Origin of the sequence: Streptomyces sp. R-07, assembly GCF_049913175.1 — a bacterium.
Classification (GTDB): Bacteria; Actinomycetota; Actinomycetes; order Streptomycetales; family Streptomycetaceae; genus Streptomyces.
The window spans coordinates 2,664,003-2,676,436 of record NZ_CP183978.1; the positions used below are offsets into that span (position 1 = coordinate 2,664,003).

A 12,434-nucleotide genomic window follows, 5' to 3' on the forward strand; every position below is an offset into this window, starting at 1 on the left:
CATGAGCACGGACACCCTGACCCCGAAGGAGGCGGCCGCCCCGGCCGCCGCCTCCCCGGAGGCGCGGAACACCCTGCGGTCGAAGCGCCGGCGCAACGCGCTGCGCACCGCACTGTTCATGTCGCCCTGGCTGATCGGATTCGGCTTCTTCTTCGCCTATCCGCTGATCTCCACGCTGTACTTCTCGTTCATGCGGTACGACGGCCTCAACCCGCCGACCTGGCGGGGCCTGGACAACTGGACGTACGTCTTCTCCGACATGCCGAAGTTCTGGCCGGCGATGCAGAACACCCTCTGGCTGGCGGTCGTGATGGTGACCTGCCGGGTCGTCTTCGGCCTCGGCATCGGCATGCTGATCACCAAGATCAAGCGGGGTGCCGGGATCTACCGCACCCTCTTCTACCTGCCGTACCTGGCCCCGCCGGTGGCCGCCACGCTCGCCTTCGTCTTCCTGCTCAACCCCGGCACCGGGCCGGTCAACTCGTTCCTGGAGGCGGTCGGCATCCCCGCCCCCTCCTGGTTCAACGACGCGGACTGGGCCAAGCCGGCCCTCACGGTCCTCGCCGTGTGGGGCGTCGGCGACCTCATGGTCATCTTCATGGCCGCCCTCCTCGACGTGCCGAAGGAGCAGTACGAGGCGGCCGAGCTGGACGGGGCGTCCCCGTGGCAGCGGTTCCGCTACATCACGCTGCCGAACATCTCGCCGATCGTGCTCTTCGCGGTCGTCACCGGGATCATCGGCGCGATGCAGTACTACACCCAGCCGATCGTGGCCGCCAAGGTCGCCTCGGGAAAGATGGGCGGATCCGGGGCCGCCTTCCAGCCCGGCTACCCGGACGACTCCACGCTGACCCTCCCACAGCTGGTCTACAGCCTCGGTTTCAACCAGTTCAACTACGGCGCGGCCTGCGTGGTGGCGCTCGTGCTCTTCGCCTTCTCCATGGCCTTCACCGCGCTGCTGATGCGCCGGCGCGGCGGCCTGATCGGCTCGGGTGACTGAACCATGACGACCGCAACCGCACCCGTCCGGACCGCGCCGAGCCCCGCCGAGAAGCAGGCCCGCCGCAGGTCGCTGCTGCACTGGATCGCCGTGCACTCGCTCGGCATCGCCGCCGCCCTGTTCTTCGTGCTCCCGTTCGTCTTCGTCCTCCTGACGTCCCTGATGAGCGACGAGCAGGCACTCACCCGGGACCTGACGCCGAACTCCTGGCACTGGGACAACTACGTCCGGGTCTTCCAGACGGAGGGCTTCCTGACCTGGTGGAAGAACTCGCTGCTGTACGCGGGTCTCGGCACCGCCCTCGTCGTGGTGTCCTCGATCCCCGTGGCGTACGCACTCGCGAAGTTCCGCTTCCGCGGCCGGCACCTGTCGCTGCTGCTCGTCATCTCGATGATGATGCTGCCGCCGCAGGTCGTGATCATCCCGATGTACCTGTTCTGGGCGAAGCAGATGGACCTCTCCGGCACGCTGTGGCCGCTGATCGTCCCGATGGCCTTCGGCGACGCCTTCGCCATCTTCCTGCTGCGCCAGTTCCTGCTGACGATCCCGAACGAGTACGTCGAGGCCGCCCGGATCGACGGGTGCGGCGAATTCCGCACCCTGATACGGGTCGTGATCCCGATGGCGAAGCCCGGCATCGCCGCCGTGGCCCTGTTCCAGTTCTTCTACTGCTGGAACGACTACTTCGGGCCGCAGATCTACGCCTCCGAGAACTCGGCCGCCTGGACGCTCAGTTACGGCCTGGAGTCCTTCAAGGGCGCGCACCACACCGACTGGAACCTGACCATGGCCGCGACCGTCCTGGTCATGGCCCCCGTGATCCTCGTGTTCTTCTTCGCACAGAAGGCGTTCGTCGAGGGAGTCACCCTGACCGGAGTGAAGGGCTGAGTCACATGAAGCTCGCTGTCGTGGGGGGCGGTTCCACCTACACCCCCGAACTGATCGACGGATTCGCACGCCTGCGCGACACCCTGCCCATCACCGAACTCGTCCTCGTCGACCCCGCCGCCGAGCGCCTGGAGCTCGTCGGCGGCCTCGCCCGGCGGATCTTCGCCAAGCAGGACCACGACGGGAAGATCGTCACCACCACCGACCTCGACGCCGGGGTCGCGGGCGCCGACGCCGTCCTGCTCCAGCTGCGGGTCGGCGGACAGGCCGCCCGCGAGCAGGACGAGACCTGGCCCCTGGAGTGCGGCTGCGTCGGCCAGGAGACCACCGGCGCCGGCGGACTCGCCAAGGCGCTGCGCACGGTCCCGGTCGTCCTGGACATCGCCGAGCGGGTCCGGCGCACCAACCCGGACGCCTGGATCATCGACTTCACCAACCCCGTGGGCATCGTCACGCGCGCGCTGCTCCAGGCCGGGCACAAGGCCGTCGGTCTGTGCAACGTGGCCATCGGCTTCCAGCGGAAGTTCGCGAAGCTCCTGGGCGTGACCCCGTCCGAGGTCCACCTCGACCACGTCGGGCTCAACCACCTGACCTGGGAGCGGGCGGTACGGATCGGGGGCCCCGAGGGCGAGGACGTACTGCCCCGGCTGCTCGCCGAGCACGGCGACGCGGTCGCCGCCGACCTCCGCCTGCCGCGCCCGGTCCTGGACCGGCTCGGCGTCGTCCCCTCGTACTACCTGCGGTACTTCTACGCGCACGACGAGGTGGTGCGGGAGCTCGGCACGAAGCCCTCGCGGGCCGCCGAGGTCGCGGCGATGGAGCGGGAGCTCCTGGAGATGTACGGGGACCCGGCGCTGGACGAGAAGCCGGCCCTGCTCGCCAAGCGGGGCGGCGCCTTCTACTCGGAGGCGGCCGTGGACCTGGCCGCGTCCCTGCTGGGCGGCGGGGGCTCGCCGTACCAGGTGGTGAACACGTACAACAACGGCACGCTGCCGTTCCTGCCGGACGACGCCGTCATCGAGACGCAGGCGGCGGTCGGCGCCCACGGCGCCACGCCGCTGCCGGTCGCGCCGGTGGACCCGCTGTTCGCCGGCCTGATCGCGAACGTCACCGCCTACGAGGACCTGGCCCTGGAGGCGGCGCTGCACGGCGGCCGCGACCGGGTGTTCAAGGCGCTGCTCGCGCACCCGCTGGTCGGGCAGTACGCGTACGCCGACGGGCTCACCGACCGGCTGATCGCGCACAACCGGGAGCACCTCGCGTGGGTGTGAAGCCGAGTGGGGGGCTCCTCGCGATCGACGCGGGGAACAGCAAGACCGACGTCGCGGTCCTCTCCCAGGACGGGACCGTGCTCGGGTCGGCGCGCGGGGGCGGGTTCCAGCCTCCCGTGGTGGGGGTGGGGCCCTCGGTCGACGGGCTCGTGGAGATCGTCGGGCGGGCGTGCGCCGAGGCCGGTGTCCCGGCGGAGTTCGCGCACGTCACGGCCTGTCTCGCCAATGCCGACCTGCCCGTCGAGGAGGCCGCGCTCCAGGCCGAGCTGCTCGGCCGGGGCCTGAGCCGGTCCGTACGGGTGCACAACGACACCTTCGCCATCCTGCGGGCCGGGCTCGACGAGCCGCGCGGTGTCGCGGTGGTGTGCGGGGCCGGGATCAACTGCGTCGGGATGACCCCGGACGGGCGGACCGCGCGCTTCCCGGCGATCGGGAAGATCTCCGGGGACTGGGGCGGGGGCGGCGGGCTCGCCGAGGAGGCGCTGTGGTTCGCGGCGCGCGCCGAGGACGGGCGTGGCCTGCCCACCGCCCTCGCCGACGCGCTGCCCGCGCACTTCGGCCTGGAGTCGATGTACGCGCTGATCGAGGCGCTGCACCTGGGCCGGGTCCCGATGGCGCGGCGGCACGAGCTGACGCCGGTGCTGTTCGCGGTCGCGGCCGCGGGCGATCCGGTGGCGCTGTCTCTCGTGCACCGGCTCGCCGAGGAGGTCGTCGCCATGTCGGCGGTCGCGCTCCGCCGGCTGGGGCTGCACCGCGAGGAGGCCCCGGTGATGCTGGGCGGCAGCGTGCTCGCGGCGCGCCATCCGCAGCTGGAGGAGCGGATCCGTGAACTCCTCGCGGCGCGGATGCCGAAGGCCGTGATCGGCTTCGTGACGGCGCCGCCGGTCCTCGGGGCGGGGCTCCTGGCCCTGGACGAGGTGGCGGCGGGTCCGGCGGCCGCGGCCCGGCTGCGGGAGCGGTACGAGGTGGTCTGAACGCGCCGTCGCGGGGCGTCTCGTCGTACGCGGCGGGGCGCCCCGCACGCATGTTCACCTGTTCGAGCGATGGCCGATACGGAACCGATTCCGGCCGGGCGACGTATTCAGAGTGAGGGGGATCGCCTGCTGACACCTGGGAGGCATGGGGCACGATAGGCACAAGATCCAGTCAATCCCGGTGTGCGGACGGCCCCCTGAGGCCATACTGCTGGCCGGGTGGTCCTCCACCGGAACGGGTCCCTCACCGGGACCACGGCCGGACGGGCCGACGTCAGCGACCGAGGGGGAGGTCAAGTGACACACCCGCCGAACGCGCCCGCCGCCGCGGCGGCGCGGGGCACGGCGCCGGAGCCCGCACGCCCGGGCACGGTGCCCGCGCAGCCGTCGCCCGCGCCCGGCGCCGCCCCGCCCGCGGGGCGCGGCGCCTGGGCCGTGGGACGCGAGCGGCTGCGGGAGGCCGCGACCACCGAGCCCGGCCGGCTCCAGATCCTGGGGGCCGTACTGGCGCTGCTCGTCGTCGCGTTCGGGGCCGTCACCGCCCTGGAGGTCACCGGCCGCGCGTCCGCCGCCGACGACGTCGTCAGCCGCAGCCAGCCGCTGAGCGCCGACGCCGCCGCCATCTACCGCTCCCTCGCCGACGCGGACACCACCGCCGCCAGCGGATTCCTGGCGGGCACCCTGGAGCCCGCGGAGTCCCGCGCGCGCTACACCCGGGACATCACCACCGCCTCCCGGCTCCTCGTCAAGGCCGCGGCGAACACGGACGGTTCGTCCGAGTCGGCCCGCGAGATCGCCACCCTCAACGAACAGCTCCCCCGCTACACGGGCCTGATCGAGCGCGCCCGGGCCGCCAACCGCCAGGGCCTGCCGCTGGGCGGCGCCTATCTGCGGTACGCCAACCAGCAGATGTCCAGCTCCCTGCTGCCGGCCGCCGAGCGGCTGTACGCGGCGGAGACCGAGCGGCTCCACCGGGACGACGACTCGGCCCGCGCCTGGCCGTTCCTGTCGCTCGCGCTCGGCCTGCTCGCCCTCGGCGTCCTCGGCTGGGCCCAGCGCCGCAACTATGCCCGGACCAACCGGGTCTTCAACCACGGACTGCTCGCCGCCACCGCCGCCACCGTGGTCGCCCTGCTCTGGCTCCTCGCCGCGCACACCGTGACCCGGACCGAGCTGAACAGCGCGCGGGCGCACGGACAGGAGTCCCTCCAGGTCCTCAACACGGCCCGGATCAGCTCCCTCACCGCCCGCGCCAACGAGAACCTCACCCTGGTCGCCCGGGGCGCCGTCCTCACCGAGGACGGCAAGAGCGACAAGTACGAAGCGGACTACACGGCGAGCATGAGCGCCCTGACGACGGCGCTCGCCGCGGCCCGCGAGCTCGCCGACGACGACGCCGGGCGCGGCCCGGTCGACGACTCCGTCGCGCGCGCGGCCGACTGGCGGGAGCGCCACAAGGAAGCCCGCGCGAAGGACGAGGCCGGCGACTACGAGGGCGCCCTCGTCCGGGTCGTCGGCGCCAAGGACTCCACCGGCCAGTCCTTCGACCAGGTCGACGCGGCCCTGGAGCGGGCCCTCGCGCACGAGCAGACCGAGTTCACCCGCTCCGCCGGGGACGCCAGGGACGCGCTGACCGCGCTGCCGCTGGGCGCGGCGGCCCTCGGGATCCTGGGCGCGGCGGGCGCCGTGCTCGGCATCAACCGCAGACTGTCGGAGTACCGGTGAGAGGGGGCGGGATGCCGAACGGCACGGACCCGCTGGCGCGGCGGACGACGGCGAGCGGCACGGACCCGCTGGTGCGGCGGACGGCGAGCGGCGCGGACCCGCTCCTGCTGCGGACGGCCAGGCGGCTGCGGGGCTGGGGCGGGGTGGCCGCCATGGCCGTGGCCTGCGGGCTCACCGCCTCGCTCACCCTGCTGCCCCTCGCGCAGGACGGCGACGACGCGGCGGCCGCGACCCGGACGCCCGGCCCCGGCGTGGGCACCGGCGTCCAGATCAAGGCCGACACCTGCGAGCACCCCGAGGCCTCCCTCACCCCCTCGTCGGCGGACGGCCCGTCGATCCGGGCGATCAAGGACCGCGGGAAGCTGATCGTCGGCGTCGACCAGTCCAGCTACCGCTGGGGCTACCGGAACCCGGAGAAGGGCGTCCTGGAGGGCTTCGACATCGACCTGGCCCGGGCCATCGCCAAGGACGTCCTCGGCGACCCGGACGCGGTCATCTTCCGGACGATCCCGACCAACCAGCGGATCGCCGCCCTGAACAGCGGCAAGGTCGACCTCGTCGTGCGCACCATGACGATCAACTGCAAGCGGATCGAGCAGGTCGCCTTCTCCACCGCCTACTTCCAGGCCGGACAGCAGGTCCTGGCGCCCAAGCTCGACAAGGGCATCACCGGCTACGACGACTCGCTGCGCGGCAAGCGGATCTGCACCGCCGAGGGCTCCACGGCCTACGACGCCCTGGAGGAGAAGTCCTTCGGCGCGGTCTACAAGGACGAGGGCGACGGCACGAAGGACGACAAGGACCTCCTGACCGTCCCCAACCAGCTGGACTGTCTGGCCCGGCTCCAGATGGGCGAGGTCGACGCCGTCGTCACCGACAACGCGCTGGCGGCCGGCCAGGCCGCGCAGGACCCGGCGGTCGAGCTGAAGGGCCGGCCGTTCACCAAGGAGTACTACGGGGTGGCGGCCAAGCTGGGCAACGACGACCTGGTGCGCCGGGTCAACCAGGTCCTGGTGGGCTACCGGCAGGGCCCCTGGCAGAAGGCGTACCAGGACTGGCTGGCGAAGGACCTGCCCGGGATAGCGGGGCCGCCCGCGCCCCTGTACAAATGACGGCCCTGTAACCGGCCCCGACGGGCAACCCAGTACACGAAGCGGAAGAGGTGACCGATGGGCGTCACGGGACCCCCCGGGCCGGTGATGGACCGGGACGAGGTGGACCGTGCGCTGGCGCGCCTCGGCGCCGAGCACAAGGCGGTCGAGGACTCGCTCCTCGCGCTCCAGGACCACGCGGGCCGCAGGCTGCTCGAAGGGGCCGAGCTGACCGGCACGACCCGGGACCGCTGGGCGGCCGCCGAGCGGACCATCACCCTGCTCTGGACCTGCTTCGACCTGTACACCGGCGCTCTGCGGGACGCCCGTGAGCTGCGCGCGCGGCGGCGCTGGCCCGGCCGGGAGGAGCTCGTGGAGCTGACCGACCGGCTGCGCGGCGACACCGTGCTCGTCCCGGGCGGGGCCGCCGAGGGCGCCCTGCTCACCGAGCGGTTCAGCCTGGAGGGTCTCGTCCGGCGGATGAACGAGCTGTACGCCTCCTCGCTCGACCTGGTCGTCACCGCCGACGCCGTCTGGTCGGCGCTGCCCGCCCGGATAGACCTGCTCGCCGCCGAGCTGGGGCGGACGCGTTCGCTGGCGCACTCGGTCGGCGTGCGCCCCGGGGAGCACCCGGCGGGGGACGAGCTGGAGGCGATCACGGCCGAGCTGACCGCGCTGCGCTCGCAGGTCGTGACCGACCCGGTGGCGTTCTGGCGTCCGGCGGCGGGGAGTTCGGCGCCCGGCGGGGGCCGGCCCGACACCGAGCGGTACGACCGGGCGGCCCTGGCCCTGGAGGACGTCCGGCGGGAGATCGAGGCGGTGCTCGCGGTCCGGCAGGACTCCGAGGACCGGCTGCTGCGGCTGCGGGACGTGCTCTCGCGGGCGGACCGGACGCTCGCCGAGGCGCGGTCGGCGCGCGGCGAGGTCCTCGCGAAGATCGCCGCCTCCGAGGTGCCGGCCGTCAGCGGGCCGCCGATCGTGCTGCAGGAGCGGCTCGCGGCCGCCGCGGAGTACCGCAGGCACGCGCAGTGGCACCGGCTCTCCCCGCTCCTGGAGTCCCTGGAGCGGGAGGCGGAGGACGAACTGCTGCGGGCCCGCGAGTCGTTGACGGCGGTCACCGCGCCGCTCGCGGTGCGGGCCGAGCTGCGCGGCCGGCTCGACGCGTACAAGGCGAAGGTGGCGCGGCTCGGCGCGGCGGAGGACCCGCTGCTCGTCGAGCGGTACGACGCGGCGCGCCGGATGCTGTGGAGCGCGCCCTGCGATCTGCGGGTCGCGGAGCAGGCGGTGCTGCGTTACCAGCACGCGGTGGCGGACGTCCTGTCCGGACCGAGGGACGCGAGGGACGCGGGAGACGCGGGAGGACGACAGTGGTGAGCGGGGAGACGGGCGTGGGGAGCTGTCAGCGTCCTTCGTGCGAGGGTTCGTACGAGGACATGGGAGGCGGCGAGCTGTACTGCGACACCTGCGGGCTCGCCCCGGTCGTCGCGCCCGGGGGGATGATCGGGTCGACGCCGACCGGGATGGCCGTCCCCGGCAGGGGGAACGGCGGCGTCGGAGGTGCGGACTCCAGCTCCTCGCGGAGCAGTTCGCGCGCCTCCTCGCGTGCCTCGTCCCGCTCCTCGACCTCCCGCCGGTCGGTCTCCGGCCGGCTCTCGCGCTCGCTCTCCGGGGCCTCCGGTCCCTCCACGGGCCGCTCGGTGTCGGTGCGCAGCTCGGGCTCGTCGACCGGGCAGTCCGCCCGGAACCGGCTGGGCGCGGGCCTGGTGACGATCCCCGAGGTGCCGCGGCCCGACCCGCGGGCCGCGGTGATGGAGAACGCCGAGGTTCCCGAGCGGAAGCGTTTCTGCTCCCGGTCGGACTGCGGCGCTCCGGTGGGCCGCTCGCGGGGCGACCGGCCGGGCCGCACGGAGGGCTTCTGCACCAAGTGCGGGCACCCGTACTCCTTCGTGCCCAAGCTGCGCGCCGGGGACATCGTGCACGGCCAGTACGAGGTCGCGGGCTGCCTCGCGCACGGCGGGCTCGGCTGGATCTACCTCGCCGTCGACCGGGCGGTCTCCGACCGGTGGGTGGTCCTCAAGGGCCTGCTCGACACCGGCGACCAGGACGCCATGGAGGCGGCGATCTCCGAGCGGCGCTTCCTCGCCGAGATCGAGCACTCCAACATCGTCCGCATCTACAACTTCGTCGAGCACCTCGACCAGCGCACCGGCTCCATGGACGGCTACATCGTCATGGAGTACGTCGGCGGCAAGTCGCTCAAGGAGATCGCCAACGACCGGCGCACCCCCGACGGCCGGCGCGATCCGCTGCCGGTGGAGCAGGCCTGCGCGTACGGCATCGAGGCCCTGGAGGCGCTCGGACACCTGCACAGCAGGAACCTGCTGTACTGCGACTTCAAGGTCGACAACGCCATCCAGTCCGAGGACCAGCTGAAGCTCATCGACATGGGCGCGGTCCGGCGGATGGACGACGACGAGTCCGCGATCTACGGCACGGTCGGCTACCAGGCGCCGGAGGTGGCCGAGGTCGGCCCCTCGGTGGCGAGCGACCTGTACACGGTGGCGCGCACGCTGGCCGTGATGACCTTCGACTTCCAGGGCTACACGAACGTCTTCGTGGACTCGCTGCCCGACCCGGAGCACATAGAGGTCTTCCGGGCGTACGAGTCGTACTACCGCTTCCTGGTCCGCGCCACCGACCCCGACCCGGCCCGCCGGTTCGCCTCCGCGCAGGAGATGGCGGAGCAGCTGACGGGCGTGCTGCGCGAGGTCGTGGCGCTCCAGTCGGGGCGGCCGCGGCCGGCCCTCTCGACGCTGTTCGGCACGGAGGTGCGGGTCACGGACACCGCGCTGTTCGCCGAACTGACGGAGGACGTGTCGCAGCTCGGGGCGCGGAAGGGCGGGCGAAGGCGGGCCGCGCTGCCGCCCGGTGCGGTCCCGGGTCAGGCGTCGCCCGTCGGACCCGGTGCGGTCCCGAGTCAGACCTCGCCCGTCGGACCCGGTGAGGTTCCGAGTCAGACCTCGCCCGTCGGACCCGGTGAGGTCCCGGCTCAGGCGCAGGCCCAGGCTCAGCTCGCGGGCGGCCCCGGGCTCGGGGGGCAGCTCGCGCCGCTCGACGCGCCCGCCACCGCGCTCGCGCTGCCCGTGCCGCGCGTCGACACGAGCGACCCCAACGCCGGATTCCTCGCCGGGCTCGCGGCCGCCGCCCCCGGCGAACTGCTCGGGGCGCTCCAGGGCGCGCCCGCGCCCTCCGCCGAGCTGCGGCTGCGCACCCTGCGGGCCCAGCTGGAGCTGCGCGACCTGCCCTCCGCCGCGCGGACCCTCGCCGGTCTGGAGGAGCGGGACCCCGACGACTGGCGGGTCGTCTGGTACCAGGGCGTCGCCTCCCTGGTGACCGGGGACCACGAGCACGCGGCGCTCGCCTTCGACGCGGTGTACGACGCCTTCCCCGGCGAGCCGGCGCCGAAGCTGGCCCTCGGGATCTGCGCCGAGGTCCTCGGCCAGCTGGACAACGCCGCCGAGTACTACCGCCTGGTGTGGGCCACGGACCCCAGCTTCGTCAGCGCGGCCTTCGGGCTCGCCCGGGTGCGGCTCGCCGCGGGCGACCGCACCGGAGCCGTACAGGCCCTGGAGTCCGTACCGGAGGCGTCGATCCACTACACGGCGGCGCGGGTCGCGGCCGTGCGGGCCCGGCTCCGGCGGCGCCCGGCGCACGAGCCGCTCGGCGCCGATCTGACGGCGGCCGCGGCACAGGTCTCCGCGCTCCAGGGCTTCGGTCTCGACGCGGTGCGCCGGGAGCGCTTGTCGACGGAGGTCCTCGGGACGGCCCTCGACTGGGTACTCTCCGGGAGTCCCGGTGCGGCACCGGGCGGCGGCGCGCTGCTGCTCGGGAGTGAACTGGACGAGCGCGGACTGCGCTTCGGCCTCGAACGCTCGTACCGGGTACTTGCCCGGCTCGCCCAGCGGGGCGAGGAGAGGATCGAACTGGTGGAGCGGGCCAACCGCTTCCGCCCCCGGACGTGGGTGTGAGGATGTCCCAGAAGCCGAAGCCGTCGCACGGACTCGCCGCCTGCCCGGGCTGCGCCGAGCCGCTGGAGTCGGGTGACCGGTTCTGCGGGGCGTGCGGCTACGACCTGTCGGCCGCGCCGGCCGCCGAGGCCGAGCCGGACCGCCCGACCGTGGCGATCGGCACGCCCGTGACCTGGCCGGACGCCCCGCCCCGCGAACCCGGTTCGCTCTCCACGGCGACCCAGCACCCGGGCGACCTCCCGGGCACCGACTCCGGCGGCCACGACCTGCCGACGATGCCGGTCCGCACGGACGGACCGGTAGCGGGCGAGGCCTGGGCACCGAGCGCGACGCCGGTGCCGGGCGAGACCTCCGCACCGGGCGCGACCCCGGTGCCGGGCGCGGCACAAACGCCCGGCGGCGCGCCCGCGCCCGCGTCCCCCGCGGACGACGGGGACTTCGAGCTGGCCGCGCCCGACCCCCGTGCCGCCGTACAGGTGGCTCCGTCGGCACCCGCCGCCCCGGTTCCGGCCGCGGCCGCCCCCGCCGCCGCCCTCTGCGTGGCCTGCCGCGCCGGGCGGGTGGACACCGACGGGTACTGCGAGAACTGCGGGCACGCGCAGCCGCGCGAGCGCGACCACATGGAGCGGGAGCTCACCGGCGTCGCCGCCGTCAGCGACCGCGGGCTGCGCCACCACCGCAACGAGGACGCGTTCGCCGTCTCGGAGACCACCCTGCCCGACGGCTCCCCCGCCACCCTCGCGATCGTCTGCGACGGCGTCTCCTCGGCGACCCGCCCCGACGAGGCCTCCGCCGCGGCGGCCGCGGCGGCCGGTGCCTCGCTGCTCGCCGCGCTGCCCCGGGGCACGCACCCGCAGCAGGCGATGCACGAGGCGATCGTGGCCGCCGCCGAGGCCGTCGACTCGCTCGCGGAGGAGCCCGGCCAGGACGGCGCGGAGCACGATCCGCACCGCCACCGCAACGCCCCGGCCTGCACCATCGTCGGGTCCGTCGTCGCCGCCGGGCTGCTCGTCGTGGGCTGGGTCGGCGACAGCCGGGTCTACTGGGTGCCGGACGACCGCAGCACCCCGCCCGCCCGGCTCACCGAGGACGACTCGTGGGCCGCGCAGATGGTCTCGGCCGGCCTGATGAACGAGGCCGAGGCGTACGCGGACGAGCGCGCCCACGCGATCACCGGCTGGCTCGGCGCCGACTCGTACGAACTGGAGCCGCACACGGCCGCGTTCAAGCCGGATCGTTCCGGCGTGGTGGTGGTCTGCACGGACGGCCTGTGGAACTACGCGGAGTCCGCGGAGGACATGGCCCGGGTCGTCCCGGCGGACGCGGCGGACCGGCCGCTGCACGGCGCCCAGGTCCTGGTCGGCCACGCCCTGGACGGCGGGGGCCACGACAACATCACGGTCGCGCTCGTCCCGTTCACCGTCACTCCCCAAGGGGCGGGATCCGCCTGAGCGGTC

The 12,434-nt window shown here is 73.9% G+C and carries 9 protein-coding genes; all 9 read left to right on the plus strand.

Annotated features, from left to right (window positions below; translation table 11 throughout):
• Position 1: 1 nt before the first annotated feature.
• The 9 genes from ACN9M0_RS12010 (at position 2) to ACN9M0_RS12050 (ending at position 12,428) form a co-directional block, all read left to right on the plus strand.
• Positions 2-1,000: a carbohydrate ABC transporter permease gene (locus ACN9M0_RS12010; protein ID WP_366035731.1), complete on the plus strand. Its 999-nt coding sequence runs from the start codon at positions 2-4 to the stop codon at positions 998-1,000.
• 3 nt (positions 1,001-1,003) lie between these two features.
• Positions 1,004-1,888: a carbohydrate ABC transporter permease gene (locus ACN9M0_RS12015; RefSeq protein WP_426403569.1), complete on the plus strand. Its 885-nt coding sequence runs from the start codon at positions 1,004-1,006 to the stop codon at positions 1,886-1,888.
• A 5-nt stretch (positions 1,889-1,893) separates the two neighbouring features.
• Positions 1,894-3,159: a 6-phospho-beta-glucosidase gene (locus ACN9M0_RS12020; protein ID WP_426403570.1), complete on the plus strand. Its 1,266-nt coding sequence runs from the start codon at positions 1,894-1,896 to the stop codon at positions 3,157-3,159.
• Positions 3,150-4,133 carry an N-acetylglucosamine kinase gene (locus tag ACN9M0_RS12025; RefSeq protein ID WP_366035728.1) on the plus strand — a complete coding sequence of 328 codons (984 nt, stop codon included), beginning with the start codon at positions 3,150-3,152 and terminating at the stop codon, positions 4,131-4,133. The genes ACN9M0_RS12020 and ACN9M0_RS12025 overlap by 10 nt, the downstream gene beginning before the upstream one ends.
• Positions 4,134-4,430: 297 nt before the next feature.
• Positions 4,431-5,858 carry a hypothetical protein gene (locus tag ACN9M0_RS12030; RefSeq protein ID WP_366035727.1) on the plus strand — a complete coding sequence of 476 codons (1,428 nt, stop codon included), beginning with the start codon at positions 4,431-4,433 and terminating at the stop codon, positions 5,856-5,858.
• Positions 5,859-5,869: 11 nt separating this feature from the next.
• Complete coding sequence (locus ACN9M0_RS12035; RefSeq protein ID WP_426403571.1) at positions 5,870-6,970, plus strand: glutamate ABC transporter substrate-binding protein; 1,101 nt, start codon at positions 5,870-5,872, stop codon at positions 6,968-6,970.
• A gap of 57 nt (positions 6,971-7,027) precedes the next feature.
• Complete coding sequence (locus ACN9M0_RS12040) at positions 7,028-8,323, plus strand: hypothetical protein (protein ID WP_366035726.1); 1,296 nt, start codon at positions 7,028-7,030, stop codon at positions 8,321-8,323.
• A gap of 59 nt (positions 8,324-8,382) precedes the next feature.
• Entirely contained in the window at positions 8,383-10,977 is a 2,595-nt protein-coding gene (locus ACN9M0_RS12045) for a tetratricopeptide repeat protein (RefSeq protein WP_426403572.1), read from the plus strand.
• Positions 10,978-10,979: 2 nt separating this feature from the next.
• Entirely contained in the window at positions 10,980-12,428 is a 1,449-nt protein-coding gene (locus tag ACN9M0_RS12050) for a PP2C family serine/threonine-protein phosphatase (protein ID WP_366035724.1), read from the plus strand.
• Positions 12,429-12,434 lie beyond the last annotated feature (6 nt).